This is a genomic window from Mycolicibacterium peregrinum (assembly GCF_001665625.1).
GTDB lineage: Bacteria > Actinomycetota > Actinomycetes > Mycobacteriales > Mycobacteriaceae > Mycobacterium > Mycobacterium peregrinum_B.
The window spans coordinates 1-20,944 of record NZ_LZSY01000110.1; the positions used below are offsets into that span (position 1 = coordinate 1).

Sequence of the window (20,944 nt, forward strand, 5' to 3'; positions counted from 1 at the left end):
AACGACGAACACTGCGACCACACCTGCTGCGGCCCCAACTCGACACCCACATCCATACCGTCGAACAACCGCGTCACATTCTGATGCGTAACCGCAACACCTTTCGGCGTCCCCGTCGTCCCCGACGTATAGATAATGTGCGCCACATCATCAGGCGCAGGAAGTGGTAGCGCGGCGACCGACTGACCCTCAATCCGTGGATCATCAACAGCGATCACCGGCACACCGGATCCGTGGAACCGCTCGCCACGCCCAGCCACGGTGACCGCCGCGACCGGCTGCGCATCGGCCAACATGAACTCCACCCGAGCATCAGGGTGCGCCGGATCAATCGGCAAATACGCCGCACCAGACTTCAACACAGCCAAGATCGCCACCACCGCATCAACCGACCGGCCCATCATCAAACCGACACACCGACCCGGCCCAGCACCCTGAGCAATCAACAAGCGCGCCAACCGATTCGACGCCTCATCCAACTCCCGATACGACAACACACGACCATCAAAACTGACCGCCACCGCCTCCGGAGCACGCGCCACCTGCGCCGCAAATGCCGCCGGAACCGACAACTCCACTGCCGGCCGCGTCAATACACCCCGATGACCGACCTCCTCCAACCGAGCACAATCAGCAGCATCGAGAACATCCACAGCCGACAACCGCAGAGCCGGATCGGAGACGAACGCTGCGAGAATCCGCTGCAAACGCTCTGCCAGATCCGTGACGTCGAAACTGGAGAACGGTTGACCAGTGCCCATCGTGCTGAGAATCAATTCGTCTCCGGCACTGGAGAAGACGAGACCGAATCCACCGACAACACCGACGTTGGTCAACGATGCCGAAGCCTCCGCACCGCCGAAGTCCAACGTGAACGTAGACGGAAGGAAGTTGACACTCACCCGATTCGCCATCTGACCCGCCGACCGCGGGTTGAGCTTGCGCTCGAGTGCTTGTACCGGATAGCGCTGATGCTGCAACGCTTCCTGTATGTGGCCGTCGACATCGTCGATGAATTGGGAGATCGACATTGCCGGTGAGGACTTCACCCTGAGCGGCACGACGCCGGCCACCATGCCAGGCAGCGTCCGCGACTCCGGGCTTACCCGCCGACTGACCGGGAAGTCGAGCACAACGTCCGAACCCTCGGGAATCCACCCACGCACGAGCAACGCGCACGCCGCCGTGATGACCGATGAGCGGGCAACGTTCTTCGACCGAGCCAGAATGTCGACCTGGCGCAGCAGCTCAGAGTCGAATTGCACTGAGGTGGAATGCGAATGCTGCTCATCGCGATCGACGGATTCGGTCTGCCAAGAGTTCGGCCCCGCTTCCGGCGGAAGATGCCCAGTCCAATAGGCCTGGTCTGCGAGATACTCGCCGGAAGCCTCGTACTTCGACTCGTTGTCGATCAGATCCGCGAGCGAACCGAAGATCGGCGGAGGTATGGGAGCGCCGGAGAAAACTGCGGAGTACACCGACGCAAGCCGAGACCCGACAAGCGCAATCCCGGTTCCGTCGAGCACGATGTGATGACAGCAGGCGATCAGGAAGTGCTCATCGTCGCGTGTCTGATATAGCGCAAATCTGAACAGCGGTTCGGTGAAAGACATTGGCGCGCGCTGAATTGCGGCCGCCATGTCACGGGCTTCTGCTACGGGGTCAGACGTGCTGCGCAGGTCATAGAATTCCAGCTGCACGTCCGGGTGATCGACCGCCTTCTGGTAAACCTGCCCGTCCACTTCGAAGAAGCGGGCGCGGAGCGGCTCAGCCTCTCGCACGACTCGGTTGATCGCCCACTCGAGGGCGTCGCGGTCGAGCGCGCCCGCGATTTTCACGAATAGACCGAGTAACCACTCCGTGCCGGATTCGGCTACATCGTGCGCAAGCCAAATATCGAGCTGTGCGCGCGTTACTGGCAGCGACTGTTCATCAAGCTGCATCGGACTCTCCCACCGCAAGTTTCGGGCCCCCGCGCCGGTGTCTATTTGTCAGAGTCCCGCCAACCTGTCGCGCAGACTCTTAGGGCGTATGTCAGGCCAGTGCTGTTCGATGTAGTCCAAACAAGAAGCTCGATCCGCCTCGCCGTACACGACCTTCCAGCCGGCAGGGACGTCAGCGAATGTTGGCCATAGACTGTGTTGCTCCTCGTCGTTGACCAAGACGCGAAAGCTGCCATTGTCGTCGTCGAACGGATTGATGCTCACTTGGTCCTCCCCATCGTCGAGTAGACCAGTGAAAATCGATCAACAACCCGGCGCAGGCACCCAGCCCCGCCGGTTGCTTCACGATGCCTGTTTCCTGTGGCCCACTCCAGCTATGACGTTCTCGTTGCAGGGCGCCAGCATATCCACTTATCTTGACGAGAGTGCAGAAATTAGAAATCAGAGGATTTCCGGTTGCTGCAGTTCCGCCATTCAAGTACCAACTTGTCACGAGTTCTGGGATTCGGCAAATGTTTCTCAGGACCTGTCCAGACTTGCCGCCCACCGACCAGACGCGCGATGGCCTGCGGGTTGGGCAGCGTCGGCCCATGAGTCAGCGACCACGGCCACCCACGGACCGCGATTACGGCGAAAAATCTGGGCCTGGCCATCCACCATGGCCCGCTCCGCTGCGACGGTCCGGGCGCGCAAACGGCGATGGGACGCTCCGCTCCGCGATTGCCGGTGGCCCCGGAAGCCGAGGATCAACCTGCTCGACGCGGCGCCTCCACGCCCCGCCGATGTGTTCCCCCTGGACCAACACGACATCGTTAACAGGGCTAAATGCCCAGCAGATACACAGTTTCGAGCGGCATCGACCGACGGCGTTGCCGAGCCGGCCGCACGCCGCCTGCGCAGGCACAACGCGCTCGTGACGTAGCGCTTCACGCGATACCTGGCGAGCCCGTCAGGGCTAACACTCGGACGTCGCCAATCGGACAGAACGACACGCCCGGCTGCGGCGACTCGCCCGGACGTCTCACCTGTGAATACGACAACGACACGTCTGTAGTTCAATTCAGCGAAGCGAACAATCAGGGCCGAGAAACCCGCTGACCCGCCGAAGCGCGGACGACGGCACCGTAGCCCGGGCCCCTCCGCCGGTCAGCAAATTCTGTCGATAACGTAAGAGGCGTTCGATATAGGTTAATGGTGCCCAACGGCGAAGCAGTTTGAGTTAGCCACGCCTTCCTACCGCGATCTTGAATATGCAAAATCAAGATCGTTTGTATTAAATTTGCGATCGCAAATAGGGAACCACTCCACACAGGCACGGCGAAGCACTTAATACACCGGTTTTTGGCTAGTTTGGCAAACAACCGGCCGCCGAATAACGTTTGCAATTGGTCAGACGTTCCTATGAACTCGCTGAAGAACGTCGGAAAGGCCTCAGCTGACGGATGCCAAAACGAACGGCAAGACCCCGGGCGCTCCGGCGTCGCGCAGCAGCCGCGCGGCCATGGTCAGCGTCCAGCCGGTGTCCGTCATATCGTCGATCAGAAGCACCGGGCCCTCCCAGTGTCCGCCTGTTTCCCCGTCGGCGACACCCAAGTGCGGCTGTTCCCAGGCACCGTCCAGGGCCGCCACCCGATAAGCCGAATTCGCGGCGGTGACAGGGCGGTGCTGTGGGGCGTAGGACAGGACGCCGAGGTTTGTCAGCCGCCCGATCTGCGCCAGCCGCTGCACCGTCGAAGAGATCAACAGCGGGTGTGTGTGAGAGTCCAGCCCGATGACTGCGGTCGGCCGTTGATCCCAATCCCATGCCTTGAGGACCTCGATCGCCGCGCCGATCACGTCGTCGGGTACGTCGCCGTCGGGTTCGGCGAGCAGCCGCCGGAGCCGCGCTCCCCAGCCGAGATCGGTGAGTCGGCCGATCGCCCGGCCCGGGGCGGCGCCCTCGGTGATTCGGCCGGACAGCGGCACACCCAGCGCGGCCAGTCCGGACGGCCACTGCTTGCGCGGGGCAACCAGGACTCCGGGCCGGGACAACCGCTGGGCGGTATCGGCGAGGATGTCCCGCGCCACCGCGGCCTCGTACCGCCGGCCGGTGCAATTGTCACACCGCCCGCACTGGTCGCCGGGAATCAGCTCGGGATCGTCGAGCTGACCACGCAGGAAGACCATCCGGCAGCTGTCCGTGGCCTGATAGTCGAGCATCGCCTGTTGCTCACGGCGGCGTGCCTCGTCGAGTGCCCGGTAGCGGGGTTCGTCATAACTCCACGGTTCTCCGGTACCGACCCAGCCGCCCTTCACCCGGCGGACCGCACCGTCCACGTCGAGCACTTTGAGCACCATCTCGAGCCGCGACCGGTTGAGATCGACCAGTGGTTCCAGCGCCTGGGTCGACTGTGCGCGGTCGGTCTCCAGGGCACCGATGACGTGGCGCACCATCGATTCCGAGGGGAACGCCACCGACGCGAAGTACCTCCAGACGTCCTGATCTTCGGTGCCGGGAAGCAGGATCACCTCGGCGCTGTCGGTTGCCCGTCCGGCGCGGCCTACCTGCTGGTAGTAGGCGATCGGAGACGACGGCGCCCCCAGGTGCACGACGAAACCCAGGTCTGGCTTGTCGAAGCCCATCCCCAGCGCCGACGTTGCCACCAGCGCCTTGACCCGATTGCCGAGTAGGTCGGCTTCCAGTTGTTCGCGTTCGGTTGTGTCGGTGGACCCGGTATAGGCGGCCACCTTGTGGCCGCGCTCGGCCAAAAGCGCCGCCACGTCGTGCGCCTGGGCCACGGTCAGGGTGTAGATGATGCCGGAGCCGGGCAGAGAATCCAGTTGCGCCGCAATCCAGGCAGCACGCTGTGCGGGGGTGCCCGCCTGCACCACCGACAGGCGTAACGACTCGCGGTCCAGCCCGCCACGCAGCACCAAGGTATCCGATCCGCCCACCCCCAACTGGGCCGCGACGTCACTGACCACCCGGTCGTTGGCAGTCGCAGTAGTCGCGAGAACCGGTACCTGGGAACCCAATTCGGCGATCAGGGTGCGGATCCGGCGGTAGTCCGGCCGGAAGTCGTGCCCCCAGTCCGAGACGCAGTGCGCCTCGTCGACCACCACCAGACCCGCATCGGCGGCCAGGGCCGGCAGGACGTTGTCACGGAAATCGGGATTGTTGAGCCGCTCGGGGCTGACGAGCAGCACGTCGAGTTCCCCGTCGGCGACCTGCTGGTGTATCGCGTCCCACTCGGTGACATTGCCGGAGTTGATCGTGGCGGCCCGTACTCCGGCCCGCTCGGCAGCGGCCACCTGGTTGCGCATCAATGCCAGCAGCGGAGAGACGATGACCGTCGGCCCGCGACCGGAGGCACGCAGCAGCTTGGCCGCGATGAAGTAGACCGCGGATTTGCCCCACCCCGTGCGTTGTACGACCAATGCCCGGCGCCGCTCGACCACCAGGGCCTCGATGGCAGCCCACTGGTCATCGCGTAGCACCGCGGCGGGTCCGGCCAATTGTTCGAGGATCGACTGGGCCTGCTCGCGGGTTGCCATGGCTCAATCATGCCGGGAGCGGCTGACACCACTCACCGCGCCAAGGAACCGATCACCAAAACCCCTGGGACGCTAAGCGTTCCGCTTAAACATGAACATTTGTCAAGTTTTTCTCAAACCACTTCGAAGACGATGTTGATCCGGTAGACGTGAACGAATGCATCCGGGGGGATATGTAGGGCACGTCGGCGCGTTGGCGGTGGTTCTCGGCGTGGGATCAGCGGTGGCATTGGGGTTGGGATGCGGGGTGGCCACGGCTGACCCCACGCACTCGTCCACGTCGTCGGGCTCGTCAGGCTCGTCGAAGACGTCGGCCAAGACGCCTGATCGCGTGAAACCAAAACGGCAGCGCGCAGCGAAACCGCGCAATCCTGCCCCGGATACCGAGGTGACTCCGAGAACCGCGATCGACAAGGTGGGCGCCAAACTGCGCACCGCCGTGAGCGACGCCTTGGACGCTGTCGGTCCTACCCGGCCGCGCTCCGACGGCGATGCGACAGCAGGGACAACAACAGCCGCGGTGAAGGTCACGACCACCAAGGCACGGACAAAACGCGAGACCAGAACTGTCGGGCGCCTCCGGCCGCAGAGCCAGGCCACGAGCAGTGCACCCGAGATCGCGCCCGAAGCCGTGCAGACCATCCCCGAGACGTCCGAACCAAAAACACCCTTGGCTGTCGCTGTCGAATCGATCGCCGCGATCCCCAAGCCGGCGTTCACACCCGAGCCGAGGCCCGAGATTCCCGCACCGCCGAAGGCCGAGAAGGTGCAGACCGAGATAGCGGGAGCCGTCGCCACGGTGATCAACACCGTAATGAACCCGTTCTCGCTGAACGCCACGCCCGACTCCCCGGCCGATCCGCCCGCGGCGTGGGCCATGCTGGCATTCGCGCGCCGCGAATTCGAGCATGCTCTCAGGCAACCGCAAGACCTCCTGACCCGGGCCGGCATCGTCACGAGCACCGTCACCGCGGAGGGACCGGTGGCGCTTGCCCCGGGGATCGTCGTTCCGCCTGAACTCGCCGACCACGTGATCGCCACCCCCGCACCCTCGATCACCGACCAGATCACCGTGTTCGGGATGGAGGCGCTCAAGCAGGTCTCCCAGGCCATCGGCGTCAACATCACGATGAAGCTGGGTGAGCTGATCACCACCCCCACCCCGCCGTGGTTCACCACCATCGGGCTGACTGTCACCAAGGAGACCTACGAGGGCGGTGACGTCTGGGTCATCACCCCGCCGAACCCGACCGGTGAGCGGGTCATCGCGGTACACGGCAGCGGATTCGTCTACGACCCCAACATCATTCACTGGATGGACTACACCCAGATGGCACGTCAGACCGGTGCCACGATCGTCGTACCCCGCTACCCGCTGATCCCGGACGGCGGCACCGCCGAGAACTCCGTCCCGCCGATGGCCGATTTCATCGCGGCACAGGTCGAGGAGTACGGCGCCGAGAACGTCAGCGTGTATGCGGATTCGGCCGGCGGCACCCTGTCCATGCTCGCCGTGCAGAAGATCGTCCGCGATTGCAACGGCGATTCTGCATGCCTGGAGAGCCGAGTCCCGTCACGCATGGTGCTGCTCTCCCCTGGCCTCGAAGGCGAAGCTGCCTACACCGATCCGAACGTGGAGTTGGTGAACGACCCCGTCGTGTGGCTCACGGAGGAGGACAAGGAGTACTACGGCTCATGGGCCACCGGGCCGGAAGCGTTGTGGAACCCGATGATCGGGCCGACCGACGGAATGCCGCCGACCACGATCTACGTGGGTTCGCGCGAGCAGGCCGCGCCCGGCGCACTGCTTTACGCAAAGAGGATGGTCGACGCCGATCCGAATGCCGACGTCACCGTGGTGATCGGGATGGGCCAGATCCACGACTGGGCTCAAGGCGGTTATCTGCCGATCAACTCACAGGCCGCCAACTACCGCGACGACGTCTACCGACAGCTCGGCATCGTCGCTGACGACGACACCGAGCCGGCGGTCGAACTTTAGGCCTTGGCCTTTTCGGCTTCCTGCTCGCGCTTGATCTCCAGCGCGATGTCGATCAGCTGATCTTCCTGACCACCGATCAGCTTGCGCTGGCCGACGCGCAGCAACAGCTCGTGGGCGGGCACCCCGTAGCGTTCGCCCTGGCGCACCGCGTGCTTCAAGAAGCTGGAGTACACCCCCGCGTAACCCATCACCAGCGCGTTGCGGTCCAGCAGGCACTCGGCCGGCATCGCCGGGGCGACAACCTCTTCGGCGGCATCGGCGATGTCGAAGAAGTCGATGCCGGTCTTGACGCCGATCTTGTCGAATACGCCGACCAGCGCCTCGACCGGGGCGTTGCCCGCACCCGCGCCGAACCGACGGCACGAGCCGTCGATCTGCTTGGCACCGGCGCGCACGGCCTCGACCGAGTTGGCCACGCCGAGGCCGAGGTTCTCGTGGCCATGGAAACCGACCTGCGCGTCGTTACCGAGTTCGGCCACCAGAGCCGACACCCGGTCGGCGACACCTTCGAGCACCAGGGCGCCCGCGGAGTCGACGACGTAGACGCACTGGCAGCCGGCGTCGGCCATGATGCGGGCCTGCTTGGCCAGCTTCTCCGGCGCAATGGTGTGGCTCATCATCAGGAACCCGACGGTCTCCAGGCCCAGCTCACGAGCGAGCCCGAAGTGCTGGATCGAGACGTCGGCCTCGGTGCAGTGGGTTGCGATGCGGCAGATCGAGCCACCGTTGTTCTGGGCTTCCTTGATGTCTTCCTTGGTGCCCACACCGGGCAGCATCAGGAAGGCGATCTTGGCTTCCTTGGCCGTCTCGGCGGCCAGCTTGATCAGCTCCTGCTCCGGCGTCTTGGAGAACCCGTAGTTGAAGCTCGATCCGCCCAGTCCGTCCCCGTGGGTCACCTCGATGACCGGGACACCGGCAGTGTCCAGCGCGGCGACGATGGCGCCGACCTCGTCCTTGGTGAACTGGTGCCGCTTGTGATGGGACCCGTCACGCAGTGACGTGTCGGTCATCCGGACGTCCCAGGCGGAATTGAAGAAAATGTCGCTCATGCTTGGCCTCCTCCGGCCGGGGCGGCCAGGCGCTCTTTGGCGATTTCCTCGCCGACCTTGGTCGCCGCCGCGGTCATGATGTCCAGATTTCCAGCGTAGGGCGGCAGGTAGTCACCGGCACCCTCCACTTCCACGAACACCGTGACCAGGTGGTTTCCACCGTTGACCACCGACGGTTCGTCGAACTGCGGTTCGTTGAGCAGGCGGTAGCCCGGTACATAGGTCTGCACCTCGGCGACGACGTCCTTGATCGACTGCGTGATCGCGGCGTGGTCGGCGTCCTCGGGGATCGCGCAGAAGATGGTGTCGCGCATGATCATCGGCGGCTCGGCCGGGTTCAGGATGATGATCGCCTTGCCGTTGCGGGCCCCACCGATATCGCGCACACCGGCGCTGGTGGTCTTGGTGAACTCGTCGATGTTGGCGCGGGTGCCCGGACCGGCCGAGGCCGACGACACCGACGCCACGATCTCGGCATACGGCACATCCACCACACGGCTCACCGCGTAGACCATCGGGATCGTCGCCTGGCCACCGCAGGTGACCATGTTGACGTTCGGTGCGTCCAAGTGCGCGCGCAGGTTCGCCGGCGGGATCACACCCGGGCCGACGGCCGCGGGGGTCAGGTCGATCGCGCGGATGCCGGCCTCTTCGTAGCGCGGCGCGGCGTCCCGGTGCACGTAGGCGCTGGTGGCCTCGAATACCAGGTCCGGCTTGTCGGCTTGGGCCAGCAGCCAGTCCACACCCTCGTGGCTGGTTTCCAGGCCCAGCTTGCGCGCCCGGGCCAGACCCTCGGATTCCGGGTCGATGCCGATCATCCAACGTGGCTCCAGCCACTCCGAACGCAGCAATTTGTACAGCAGGTCGGTACTGATATTGCCCGACCCGACGATGGCAACTGATGCCTTCTCAGCCATAGCGGCTCCCTATCCTCGAAACATCATTCGAAAGAAAGATGCACTGAACCTAACCCGGCGAAGTCAGCGACGAAATCGCTGCCCGGAGGTGCATCTATCGCACGCGTACAAGAGCCGGGCAACACGATGTCTCCGGCCTTCAGACGCACCCCGAAGCTCTCCACCTTGCGGGCCAACCAAGCCACCGCAGTGACCGGATTACCCAGCACCGCATCGCTACGTCCCTCGGCCACGACCTCGCCGTGATTGGTCAGGACCGCGTCGATATTTCGGATGTCGATGTCCTTGGGCGACACCCGCGCCTCACCGAGCACCCATCCGGCGCTGCTGGCGTTGTCCGCGATCGTGTCGCACAACTTGATCTGCCAGTTGGTGATGCGGGTGTCGATCAACTCGATCGCCGGAGCGAACGCAGCCGTCGCGGCCAGCACGTCCTCCTCGGTGCACCCCGCACCGGGCAGATCTTCGGAAAGGATGAACCCGACCTCGACCTCGACCCGCGGGTACAGGAACTTCGACGAGGGCACCGGGACGTTCTCGAACACCTCCATCTCGTCGAGGAGATGGCCGTAGTCCGGCTCGTCGACACCCATCATGTCCTGCATCGCCTTGCTGGACAGTCCGACCTTGTGACCCACGATCCGGGCGCCCTCGGCAACCCGCTGCCGGATGTTGATCAGCTGGATCTCGTAGGCATCCACCACGTCGATTTCGCCGAACCGATCGGTCAGCGGCGTCATCGGGACCCGGCTGCGCTCGGCCTGGGCCAGATCGGCCGCCAGCTGGGCGCGTACCTCGTCACTAAGCATTCTGGTGAATTCCCCTCACTTCTTTGACCGGGGCGGTTGTTGGATTGCCGGTCAATTCTATAACGTGTTCTACATGACTGGACAGGAGTACGACGTTGTCGTGGTCGGCAGCGGCGCTGCCGGCATGGTCGCCGCCCTCACCGCTGCCCATCAGGGCCTCTCGACAGTAGTCGTAGAGAAGGCGCCGCACTATGGAGGTTCCACTGCGCGGTCAGGTGGTGGGGTCTGGATCCCGAACAACGAGATTCTCAAACGCGACGGCGTGAAAGACACCCCCGAGGCCGCCCGCACCTACCTGCACAAAATCATCGGTGACGTGGTGCCTGCAGAGAAGATCGACACCTACCTCGACCGCTCGCCGGAGATGCTCTCGTTCGTCCTCAAGCACTCCCCGCTGAAGCTGTGCTGGGTGCCCGGATACTCCGACTACTACCCTGAGACGCCCGGCGGCAAGCCCACCGGCCGCTCGGTGGAACCCAAGCCGTTCAACGCCAAGAAGCTCGGCGTTGACGAGAAGGGCCTGGAGCCGCCGTACGGCAAGGTGCCGATGAACATGGTGGTGATGCAGCAGGACTATGTCCGGCTCAACCAGCTCAAGCGTCATCCCCGCGGCGTGCTGCGCAGCCTCAAGGTGGGCGTCCGCTCCGTGTGGGCCAACGCCACCGGCAAGAACCTGGTCGGCATGGGCCGTGCGCTCATCGCACCGCTGCGCATCGGCCTGCAGCAGGCCGGCGTGCCGGTCCAGCTGAACACCGCGCTGACCGATCTCTACGTCGAGGACGGCGTCGTCCGCGGCGTGTACGTCGTCGATCCCCGCGACACTTCCGCTGAGCCGCAACTGATCCGCGCGCGCCGCGCAGTGATCCTGGGCTCCGGCGGATTCGAGCACAACGAGCAGATGCGGGTGAAGTACCAGCGCGCCCCCATCACCACCGAGTGGACCGTGGGCGCGGTGGCCAACACCGGCGACGGCATCCTGGCTGCCGAAAAGCAGGGCGCTGCACTCGAATTCATGGAGGACTCATGGTGGGGCCCGACGGTCCCACTGGTCGACTCCCCGTGGTTCGCCCTGTCCGAGCGCAACTCTCCCGGCTCGATCATCGTCAACATGGCCGGCAAGCGGTTCATGAACGAGTCGATGCCGTATGTCGAGGCCTGCCACCACATGTACGGCGGCGAATACGGCCAGGGCGCGGGCCCCGGCGAGAACATCCCGGCCTGGCTGATCTTCGACCAGCAGTACCGCGACCGCTTCATCTTCGCGGGTCTGCAGCCTGGACAACGCATTCCGAAGAAGTGGCTGGAGTCCGGCGTCATCGTCAAGGCCGACACCCTGGAGGAGTTGGCCGCCAAGACCGGTCTGCCCGCCGACGCGTTTGCCGCGACCATCGACCGGTTCAACGGCTTCGCCCGCTCCGGGGTGGACGAGGACTTCCACCGCGGCGAGAGCGCCTACGACCGCTACTACGGCGATCCCACCAACAAGCCCAATCCCAACCTCGGCGAGATCAAGCACGGCCCGTACTACGCAGCCAAGATGGTGCCGGGCGACCTGGGCACTAAGGGCGGTGTCCGCACCGACCTGGTCGGCCGGGTGCTACGCGATGACGACTCCGTGATCGAGGGCCTGTACGCCGCAGGTAACGTCAGCTCACCGGTCATGGGTCACACCTACCCCGGCCCCGGCGGCACCATTGGTCCCGCCATGACGTTCGGATACCTCGCGGCACTCGACATTGCCGCGGCGGTTCCCGCCACATCGACCACAAAGGGCTGACATGCCGATCGATCTCGACAAGGCGCTGGGCGCCGAGCTGGAACCCATCGAGTTCTCCTGGACCAGCAGCGACATCCAGCTGTACCACCTGGGCCTCGGCGCCGGTGCCGACCCGATGGACGCGCGCGAGCTGCGTTACCTCGTCGACGACACCCCGCAGGTGCTGCCGACGTTCGGCAACGTCGCGGCCAGCTTCCACATGACCGAGGCGCCCAAGGTGCAGTTCCCCGGCATCGACATCGAGCTGTCGAAGGTGCTGCACGCCAGCGAGGCTGTCAGCGTGCCCGGCCCGATCCCGACCAGCGGCACCGCGAAGTCGGTGCAGCGCTTCACCGAGATCTGGGACAAGGGCAAGGCTGCCGTCATCGTCAGCGAATCCACGGTGACCGATGAGTCCGGCAAGGTCCTGTGGACCACCAAGCGGTCGATCTTCGCCCGCGGTGAGGGCGGCTTCGGCGGCGAGCGCGGACCGGCCACCTCGGCCGAGCTGCCCGATCGCGCACCGGATATCGAGATCTCGCTGCCGACGCTGCCGCAGCAGGCGCTGCTGTATCGACTGTGCGGTGACCGTAATCCGCTGCACTCGGACCCGGCATTCGCTGCGGCAGCGGGCTTCGAGCGGCCGATCCTGCACGGACTGTGCACCTACGGCATCGGCTGCAAGGCCATCGTTGACAACCTGCTCGACGGCGACGTCTCTCAGGTGGCTTCCTACGGCGCCCGGTTCGCCGGCGTGGTGATCCCCGGCGAGACCCTGCAGGCCAACATCTGGAAGGAAGACGGCAAGTTCATCGGCGTGCTCACGGCACCGTCGCGGGACAACGCCGTCGTGCTGTCCGGTGTGGAGCTCGTTCCGGCGTAGCTGTCTTTCCCCCGCTTTTCCGCGCTTCGCCCCCGCTTTGTCACGCTGGAGTGGCTGTGGGCGCTGACAGCCACTCTGGCGTGACAACGCGAACGTCGCAGAGGGCCCGCCTTCGACCTGCCTTGGCCACTACCACAGCTGCGTGGTGTCGTCATCTGTCACCACAGAGCGGCTGTGGACAACGAGTGTCACTCCAGCGCTTGTGGATAACCGACGTGACGGATATGCCATTGCGCTGCACACTTTCTCGCCATGGGGGAACCATTCGTCGGCAGTAAGGCCGTTGCCAACGGCGAACTGCGCAAGAGCGCGCTACGCACCCAGTACACCAGGGTGTTCCGGGATGTCTACGTGAGCCCAGGCACCGAACTGACACCACTCATTCGGGCGCAGGCCGCTTGGCTATGGTCCCGGCAGCGCGGCATCGTGGCCGGAATCTCGGCAGCAGCCGTGCACGGCGCAAAATGGGTCGATCCGAAGTCACCGATTGAACTGATCCACTCCAACCGTAATCCGCTCGCGGGACTGCGGATTCGAACCGAAGCGATCGAAGACGATGAGATAGTCCGGTTCGAGGGCGTGCCAGTCACCTCATTGGCGCGCACCGCACTCGACATCGGCTGCTGGTATCCGCGGGACGACGCGGTAGCGACCCTCGATGCGCTTGCCCACGCGACCGACCTCAAAGCCGCCGACGTCGACCTGTTGATACAGCGATACGCGCGGCGCCGGGACATTCAGCGCGCCCGCACCGCCTTGGACTTGATGGATGGCGGCGCACAGTCCCCAAAGGAAACTTGGCTGCGGCTGATCCTCATCGACGGAGGCTTGCCTCGACCACAGACCCAGATCCCGGTTCTCGACGGCCCCGGCGACCCATTCGCGTATCTCGACATGGGTTGGGAGGACATCAAAGTCGCGGCCGAGTACGACGGTGAGGAACACCGATCCAGCAGCTGGCGGTACGGCTGGGATCTCCGAAGGGCCGAGCGGATACAACGGCAAGGATGGATCAACGTCCGCATCTCCGCCGGCGAACGTGAAGAAAATATCCTGCGTCGGGTTATCGCCGCTCGGGCACAACGAATGTCACGCTAGCGCAACCGTGGAGGCCCGCAGTCACTCTGGAGTGACAAAGCGGGCGGCTCGGCAGAACCGATCCTGTCCATTGTCACGCTGGAGCGACTGTCGACGTCGAGAGCCACTCCAGCGTGACAATTGGCGCGCGAGAGAGCGGGACAAACGAGCACGCTCAAACGCAGAACGCCCGCCGGGATCACCGACGGTCGTTCACACGCAACACAATTACATCCGCTTCCAGAGATCGTCCCCGCCGGAATGACGCGGGGCCTCGGGTGCCACCGGAACCGGGCCGGGAGCCGGCTGGCTCGGCGCGGCGGCAGGCGGAGCAGACGCGGCAGGCGGTGCGGAATGCGTGACCGGAGGCGCCGAGTGCGGAGCCGCCGACGCCGCCCCACCTGACGGGGCACTCATCTGCGTCTCCCGCGCATCCAGACCGGCTTCGCGTCGGTCCTGCGCGACATCGCGGTCGTTCTGCGCCGTCTCGCGATCGTCCTGCTGCTTGTCCCGCTCGTCGAGCTTGGCCTCGCGTTCATCCTGCTGCTGTTGTGGATTCGGGCCACCAGGACCACCCGGGCCGCCGGGCTGGCCGGCACCTGGTGCACCGCCGTTCTCCCCGCCGCCCTTGGCGCCCTCCATGGCCTTCATCATCGGCTCCATCAGCTGACCGAACTGTCCGCCCATCTGACCCATGGCCTGCGAAGGTGCACTGGCCATCTGGCCCATCTGGCCCAGCTGCCCCATCATCTGGCTGAGCTGGCCGACGCCCTGACCACCGGACTCGTCGGCCTTCTCGTAGGCGCCCTGCGCGTCCGACAGCTTGGCGTTGAACATGTTCTCTTTGGCCGACAATGCCGTTACGTTGGTGGCCAGCGAGGCCGCCAATGCCGGCAGGATGCCGGAGATGGTCATGCTCATCGCGTCTTCGCCGGGTTGAATCGGCGGCATTTCGGGCAGGTTCAACGACGCGGCGTTCCAGCCGAGCGGCCCGCCCATGGACATGGGGCCCAACGGACTACCCACAATTACCCCCTACTCGTCGAGACCGATCACCAATCGTCATAGTCATCGTCACCGTCCCCCGTGTCGTGTTCCAAAGGAGCCGGGACGGCCAGTCCGGTCGCGGTGCCCCCACCGCCACCGCCACGCTGACCGCCGCCCATCATGCCCATGCCACCGCCCATGCCGCCGGCCGAGTTGGCCGCCGCCACCGGGGCGACACCGCCGACCACAGCGGCGCTGGCTCCGGGGTCGACCGAGACCGGTGAGGTACTGCCACCGCCCACCATCTTGGCCAGCAAGGGGGTCTGCGGGCTGCCTCCACCCGAGCCTCCGGGCAGACCCGCTGCCTTGACCATGCCCGCACCGCTGCTTGGACCGGAGCCGCCGGCCGCCGGATGGTTCGAGAACGCCGAGAACGGGCTGACCCCACCACCGGTGCCCTTGCCGCCCGAACCCAACTGCGAGACCAGCTGCTGCAGCGGCTGTGCCATCTGCTGCAGCGGTTGAGAGAGCTGCTGCGGAATCTGGCCGGCCATCTGCGGGATCTGGCCGAGCATCTGCGGCAGCTGGCTGATCAGCTGCATCATCGATTCGGCGCCCTTCTGGGCCGCCTGCTGCGCCTGGGCCGTCGGCGGGGTGCCGATCTGCGGAAGGTTGGCAATCGTGCTGAGACTGTCCGCCATTTCCGTGGAGGCAGCCGAAACCGTCGCGGTGTTCTGCGCCAAGCCCGCCTTGATACGGCTCTCGATCAGCTCCTGCGTGTTCGGAACGACCAGCGCGGCCTGCTGCATCAGCTCGACCTCGTGCTGCACTTCCTGCGAGACCGCGTTGACGGCGGCCTTGGTCGCGGCCACCGTCGATGCCATTTTCATCAACGCCGTGGAGATGGCCTGCGCCTGTAGCCCATTGGCCTCGTGTCCGCCGATCATCGTGGTGGCCTCACCTGCGGCGGCCAGCGACGCGCCGCCCTCCCACGTGCCCTGCAGCTTCGACAGCTGGTTCGTCTGTTGCGGGACGACGTCGCCACTGATGTTGGCGGCGATCTTCTGATACGACGCCGCCGACGCGGTCAGCTGATCTTCGTCGACATTCGGCCAGCCAGGCCCCTGCAACGTCTGCGACCCGAACGGGCTCATGTCGCGCTCCACCGCCATACCGCGGCCCCCTTCTACGCGTGATGCATAACCGGAGCAAACATTACCGTGCCCGAAGGGGGCGGCGATGCACCTTTATCCGAGGATCAGCCCGGAGGTCGGCACGCCGGTGCCCGCGGTGACCAGCACATGCTCGACGCCGTCGACCTGGTTGACCGAGGTACCGCGCAATTGCCGCACGCCCTCGGCGATGCCGTTCATGCCGTGGATGTAGGCCTCGCCGAGCTGACCACCGTGGGTGTTGATCGGCAGCCGGCCGCCGAGTTCGATGGCGCCGCCGGCAATGAAGTCCTTGGCCTCGCCCTTACCGCAGAAGCCGAGCTCCTCGAGCTGGATCAAGGTGTACGGGGTGAAGTGGTCGTAGAGGATCGCAGTCTGGATGTCGTCGGGCGACAGGCCGCTCTGCTCCCACAGCTGGCGGCCGACCAGACCCATCTCGGGCAGACCGAGCTCGTCACGGTAGTACGAGTACATGGTGAACTGGTCGGTGCCCGCGCCCTGAGCGGCGGCCTCGATGATCGCCGGCCGGTGCTTGAGATCCTTGGCCCGCTCGGGCGTGGTGACGACGATGGCCACCCCGCCGTCGCTCTCCTGGCAGCAGTCCAGCAGCCGTAGCGGTTCGGCGATCCACCGCGAGTTCTGATGATCCTCGATGGTGATCGGCTTGCCGTAGAAGAACGCCTTCGGGTTGGTCGCGGCATGCTTGCGGTCCGCCACCGACACCGCGCCGAAATCCGCACTCGTGGCGCCGTATTCATGCATGTATCGCTGGGCGATCATCGCGACTGACGCGGCCGGGGTGCTCAGGCCGTGCGGGTAGGACCAGCTGTACTCCACGCCACGCGAGTCGGCGTTCACGGTCAGACCGGTCATCACCTGGCCGAACCGGAACTCCGAGCGCTCGTTGAAGGCCCGGTAGGCCACAACGACTTCCGCGACACCGCTCGCGACGGCCAGAGCCGCCTGCTGGACGGTCGCCGCTGCGGCGCCGCCCCCGTAGCCGATCTGGCTGAAGAACTTCAGATCCCCGATCCCGGTCGAGCGGGCCACGGCGGTCTCCAGGTTGGAGTCCATCGTGAACGTCACCAGACCGTCGACGTCGGACGGCTTGAGACCGGCGTCATCGAGGGCGTCGAGCACGGCCTCGGCGGCCAGACGCAACTCACTGCGACCGGAGTTCTTGGAGAAGTCGGTGGCACCGATACCGGCGATGGCGGCTTTACCGGACAGGGTCACTTGGCGCCTCCGAGCGTGAGGGTGGACGTGGCGATGACATGGTTGCCAAGGCTGTTGCTGCCCACCACTTTCAGGCTCACCAGGTCGCCCTCGATCTCGGTGACCTCACCGGTGAAGGTGATCGTGTCGTAGGCGTACCACGGCACTCCGAGACGGAGCTTGATCGATTTGATGACGGCGTTCGGCCCGGCCCAGTCGGTCACGTACCGGCCGACCAGTCCGGTGTCGGTCAGGATGTTGACGAAGATGTCTTTGGAACCCTTGGCTTGCGCCTTGTCCCGGTCGTGGTGCACATCCTGGTAGTCGCGTGTCGCGATGGCGGCGGAGACGATGAACGTCGGGTCGCCGTAGATCTTGAGTTCGGGGAGTGCTGTGCCCACTCGGACGTCGGAAACAGTCAGGCTCATGCTTGGGGCTCCCATGCGTACAACGTCCACGCCGGACTGATCTCACTGTCCGGGAAGTCGATATAGGTTGCGGTGACCGGCATTCCGATCTTCACCTGGTCGGCGGCAATGCCGCGCAGCTCGCCCAGCATCCGGACGCCCTCTTCGAGTTCCACGAGCGCGATCACGAACGGCAGGCTGCGTCCGGGCACCTTCGGGGCATGGTGCACGACGTAGCTGAACACCGTTCCCTTGCCGGACGCCACGACGTAGTCCGCCGGAGCATCTTTGTCGGCCCACACGGCGGGCACCGGCGGGTGCTGCAATGTGCCGTCTGGACGCTTCTGGATCCGCAGCTCATGCGCGTTGATGCCGTCCCAGAAGAACTTGGTGTCCCGTGAGGATGACGGACGCATCAATTTGTCGGGGTCGAGATCTTCTGGGATCTCGTAGGTTTCGGCGGCTTCATCGGCGGCCTGCTTGGCGGCGGGGAGGAACTTCATGATGCGCCAGTCCATGTCGGCGACTTCTTCGTCCCCGACGTGCCAACGGATCTTCTGGTTGATGAAGTAACCCTCACCCAGCGCGGTCTGCTTCGGGCCGACGATGCCGACGATCTCAGCGCTCATCACCACCTGTTCACCGGGCTGGATGTACCGGTGATAGGTCTGGTCGCAGTTCGTCGCGACGACACCGACATATCCGGCGTCGTCGAACAGCTTCATCGCACGGCCCAGCGGATCGTCGTCGGAGCGGGTGCGCCCCAGGCCCATCATGGTCCAGACCTGGATCATCGCCGGCGGTGCGACGATGCCGGGATGCCCGGCAGCTCGTGCTGCCTCTGCGTCGACGTAGATCGGGTTCTTGTCGCCGATCGCGTCAGTCCAGTGGTGAATCATCGGCTGATTCACCAGATCCCGGGCCACCGTCGGTTTGCTTTGCCCGGCCGCGATGATCTCGTTGATGCCGGCCTGCAGATTCGCGCTCATCTCAACCCTTCGCTCTACCGGGTCACCCGCGGCACCCGCAGGCCCGACGCCGCGATCATCTCGCGCATGACCTCGTTGACGCCACCGCCGAAGGTGATCACCAGGTTGCGCTTGGTCATCTTGTCCAGCCAGACCAGCAGCTCAGCCGTTTCCGGATCAGCGGGATTGCCGTAACCACCGACGATCTCTTCCGCCAGCCGGCCGACTTCCTGCAGCCGCTCGGTGGAGAACACCTTGGTGGCGGCAGCATCGGCCACGGCGATGGTCTCGCCCGAGGCCGCCACCTGCCAGTTGAGCAGCTCATTGATCCGCCAGATCGACTTGATCTGTCCCAGAAGCCGTTTCACGGCGTCCAGCTCGATCGGCGTGACGCCGTCCGAACCCGGCTTCGACGCCCAGGTGTGCACCTGGTCGTAGATGCCGGCGATCCGGCCGGCCGGTCCGAGGCCGACCCGCTCGTGGTTGAGCTGGGTGGTGATGAGCTTCCAGCCGCCGTTCTCCTCGCCGACGAGCATGTCGGCGGGCACCCGCACATCGTTGTAGTACGTGGCGTTGGTGTGGTGCGCCCCGTCAGACAGGATGATCGGGGTCCAGGAGTAACCGGGATCCTTGGTGTCGACGATCAGGATCGAGATGCCCTTGTGCTTGGCCGCAGTCGGATCGGTGCGGCAGGCCAGCCAGATGTAGTCGGCGTCATGCGCGCCGGTGGTCCACATCTTCTGGCCGTTGACGATGTACTCGTCACCATGGCGCACCGCGGTGGTGCGCAGCGACGCCAGGTCGGTCCCGGCATCGGGCTCGGAGTAACCGATGGCGAAATGCACTTCACCGGCAAGAATTCCGGGCAGGAACTTCTTCTTCTGTTCCTCGGTGCCGAGGGCCTGCAGGGTGGGGCCCACCGTCTGCAGCGTGACCATCGGCAGCGGGATGTCGGCCCGGTTCGCCTCGTTGATGAAGATCTGCTGCTCCACCGGGCCGAAGCCCAGGCCGCCGTACTCCTTGGGCCAACCGACACCGAGCTTGCCGTCGCTGCCCATGCGCTTGATCACCGCACGGTAGGCCTCGTTGTGCCGGTCGGACTCCATCGCCTCGGCCTCTTCGGGCGTGATGAGAGTCGAGAAGTATTCCCGCAGTTCGGCTTGCAGCGCACGCTGCTCCGGGGTCAGATCGATGAACATTACGCTCCCACCAAATCGAGGCGATGCGCTTGCCCGCCCAACAGTCGGGTCAGATCCTTGATCGAGGAGTAGTAGCGGTCCATCGGGTAGGTGATGTCCATACCCATACCGCCGTGCAGGTGATGGCACAGCCGCATGGCCGGCGCGGCCTGAGAGGTGAACCAGTAGCCCAGGATGGCCAGGTCCTCGTCAGCGTCAAGGCCTTCGGACAACCGCCACAGGACCGAGGTGGACAACAGCGAGATCGTCCGCGAGGCGATGTAGACCTCGGACAGCTGTGCGGCCACGGTCTGGAACGTCGACAGCGGACGACCGAACTGCTCACGCGTTGCCACGTAGTCGGCGGTCAGGCGCAACGCGCCGGCCACCAGCCCGGCAGCGAACGCCCCGGTGGCGGCGAGCGCCAGCTGGTTGACCCGGTGAGCACTCGCGCCGTCGAGCACGTCGTCGGCGTCGATCGCGACGTCAGCGAAGGTGACCACGTATTCGTCGGAAGCGTTGGCGGTCGGCGTCTTGGTGACCGTCACACCGTCAGCCGTGGGCGAGACCACCACCACCGCGTTGTCAGCGGTGACCAGCAGCCACTTCGCCGTCTCGGCATAGGGCACACCGACTTTGGTGCCGTTGAGCTTGCCGTCCGCGAAGTTCACCGCGGGCCGCTCCGGCAGCGACTGCCCCGGCTCGTTCAGCGCCGCAGAAAGCACAGCACCCGCGGCAACCTCGGCCAGATACCGATCCTGCTGGGCGTCCGAGGCCAGGTCGAGCAGCGGCACCAGCCCCAGGCCGATGGTGGCCAGCGCCGGGCCGGTGGTGCCGTGGCGACCGATCTCGGTCAGGGCGGTGGACAGCTCGGGCAGACCCAGACCGTCACCGCCGAGTCGTTCCGGCACTCCCAGCGCCGCGACTCCACCGGAAGCCAGTGCATCCCAAGAGTTGTCGCGTTCCAGAACGGACGTCACCACGTCGGCGACGGCCTGCTGTTCCGGGTTCGGTGTGAAATCCACCCGAATCCTCCTTGATCCGTTA

Annotated in this window: 17 protein-coding genes; 4 read left to right on the forward strand and 13 right to left on the reverse strand. The window is 65.2% G+C overall.

Features of this window, described 5'->3' with window-relative positions; genetic code table 11:
• From A5779_RS16510 to A5779_RS16520, 3 genes are all read right to left on the reverse strand, one after another.
• On the reverse strand, window positions 1-1,943 hold a 1,943-nt coding region (locus A5779_RS16510; RefSeq protein WP_165609797.1), incomplete at its 3' end, for a condensation domain-containing protein.
• Window positions 1,944-1,991: 48 nt separating this feature from the next.
• On the reverse strand, window positions 1,992-2,207 hold the full coding sequence (locus tag A5779_RS16515; RefSeq protein WP_004571464.1) for an MbtH family protein: 216 nt from the start codon (window positions 2,205-2,207) through the stop codon (window positions 1,992-1,994).
• 1,167 nt (window positions 2,208-3,374) lie between these two features.
• Window positions 3,375-5,477 (reverse strand): RecQ family ATP-dependent DNA helicase, encoded by a 2,103-nt coding sequence (locus tag A5779_RS16520; protein ID WP_064883675.1) that lies wholly within the window; start codon window positions 5,475-5,477, stop codon window positions 3,375-3,377.
• A gap of 388 nt (window positions 5,478-5,865) precedes the next feature.
• Here A5779_RS16520 and A5779_RS16525 point away from each other — a divergent pair, with 388 nt between their 5' ends.
• On the forward strand, window positions 5,866-7,479 hold the full coding sequence (locus tag A5779_RS16525) for an alpha/beta hydrolase (RefSeq protein ID WP_165609798.1): 1,614 nt from the start codon (window positions 5,866-5,868) through the stop codon (window positions 7,477-7,479).
• On the opposite strand, the gene dmpG is transcribed toward A5779_RS16525, so the two are convergent.
• The 3 genes from dmpG to A5779_RS16540 are packed head-to-tail and all read right to left on the reverse strand — an operon-like array spanning window position 7,476 to window position 10,254.
• Window positions 7,476-8,528 carry a 4-hydroxy-2-oxovalerate aldolase gene (dmpG, locus tag A5779_RS16530; protein WP_064883679.1) on the reverse strand — a complete coding sequence of 351 codons (1,053 nt, stop codon included), beginning with the start codon at window positions 8,526-8,528 and terminating at the stop codon, window positions 7,476-7,478. The two genes, A5779_RS16525 and dmpG, sit on opposite strands and share 4 nt — an antisense overlap.
• Window positions 8,525-9,445, reverse strand: coding sequence for an acetaldehyde dehydrogenase (acetylating) (locus A5779_RS16535; protein WP_064883681.1), 921 nt, complete (start codon window positions 9,443-9,445; stop codon window positions 8,525-8,527). Before A5779_RS16535 ends, dmpG begins: the two co-directional genes overlap by 4 nt.
• A gap of 23 nt (window positions 9,446-9,468) precedes the next feature.
• Window positions 9,469-10,254, reverse strand: a complete 786-nt coding sequence (locus A5779_RS16540; protein WP_064883683.1) for a 2-keto-4-pentenoate hydratase — start codon at window positions 10,252-10,254, stop codon at window positions 9,469-9,471.
• 73 nt (window positions 10,255-10,327) lie between these two features.
• Here A5779_RS16540 and kstD point away from each other — a divergent pair, with 73 nt between their 5' ends.
• The 3 genes from kstD to A5779_RS16555 all read left to right on the forward strand — a co-directional run bounded on the left by kstD (window position 10,328) and on the right by A5779_RS16555 (window position 13,991).
• Window positions 10,328-12,031 carry a 3-oxosteroid 1-dehydrogenase gene (gene kstD, locus A5779_RS16545; RefSeq protein WP_064884023.1) on the forward strand — a complete coding sequence of 568 codons (1,704 nt, stop codon included), beginning with the start codon at window positions 10,328-10,330 and terminating at the stop codon, window positions 12,029-12,031.
• Between the two features lies 1 nt (window position 12,032).
• On the forward strand, window positions 12,033-12,893 hold the full coding sequence (locus A5779_RS16550) for an enoyl-CoA hydratase ChsH3 (RefSeq protein WP_064883684.1): 861 nt from the start codon (window positions 12,033-12,035) through the stop codon (window positions 12,891-12,893).
• A 252-nt stretch (window positions 12,894-13,145) separates the two neighbouring features.
• Window positions 13,146-13,991, forward strand: a complete 846-nt coding sequence (locus A5779_RS16555; protein WP_064883686.1) for a hypothetical protein — start codon at window positions 13,146-13,148, stop codon at window positions 13,989-13,991.
• Between the two features lie 207 nt (window positions 13,992-14,198).
• On the opposite strand, the gene A5779_RS34045 is transcribed toward A5779_RS16555, so the two are convergent.
• From A5779_RS34045 to A5779_RS16590, 7 genes are all read right to left on the reverse strand, one after another.
• Window positions 14,199-14,996 carry a hypothetical protein gene (locus A5779_RS34045; protein WP_236734793.1) on the reverse strand — a complete coding sequence of 266 codons (798 nt, stop codon included), beginning with the start codon at window positions 14,994-14,996 and terminating at the stop codon, window positions 14,199-14,201.
• Window positions 14,997-15,022: 26 nt separating this feature from the next.
• Complete coding sequence (locus A5779_RS16565) at window positions 15,023-16,129, reverse strand: hypothetical protein (protein ID WP_064883690.1); 1,107 nt, start codon at window positions 16,127-16,129, stop codon at window positions 15,023-15,025.
• Window positions 16,130-16,204: 75 nt separating this feature from the next.
• A complete protein-coding gene (locus tag A5779_RS16570; protein ID WP_174554232.1) occupies window positions 16,205-17,359 on the reverse strand; it encodes a 17-hydroxy-3-oxo-4-pregnene-20-carboxyl-CoA lyase in 1,155 nt (384 codons plus the stop codon).
• A gap of 2 nt (window positions 17,360-17,361) precedes the next feature.
• A complete protein-coding gene (locus A5779_RS16575; protein ID WP_236734794.1) occupies window positions 17,362-17,772 on the reverse strand; it encodes a MaoC family dehydratase in 411 nt (136 codons plus the stop codon).
• Window positions 17,769-18,740 (reverse strand): bifunctional MaoC family dehydratase N-terminal/OB-fold nucleic acid binding domain-containing protein, encoded by a 972-nt coding sequence (locus A5779_RS16580; RefSeq protein ID WP_064883696.1) that lies wholly within the window; start codon window positions 18,738-18,740, stop codon window positions 17,769-17,771. The genes A5779_RS16575 and A5779_RS16580 overlap by 4 nt, the downstream gene beginning before the upstream one ends.
• Before the next feature lie 14 nt (window positions 18,741-18,754).
• Window positions 18,755-19,918, reverse strand: a complete 1,164-nt coding sequence (fadE29, locus tag A5779_RS16585; protein ID WP_064883698.1) for an acyl-CoA dehydrogenase FadE29 — start codon at window positions 19,916-19,918, stop codon at window positions 18,755-18,757.
• Complete coding sequence (locus A5779_RS16590; RefSeq protein ID WP_064883700.1) at window positions 19,918-20,922, reverse strand: acyl-CoA dehydrogenase family protein; 1,005 nt, start codon at window positions 20,920-20,922, stop codon at window positions 19,918-19,920. Before A5779_RS16590 ends, fadE29 begins: the two co-directional genes overlap by 1 nt.
• Window positions 20,923-20,944 lie beyond the last annotated feature (22 nt).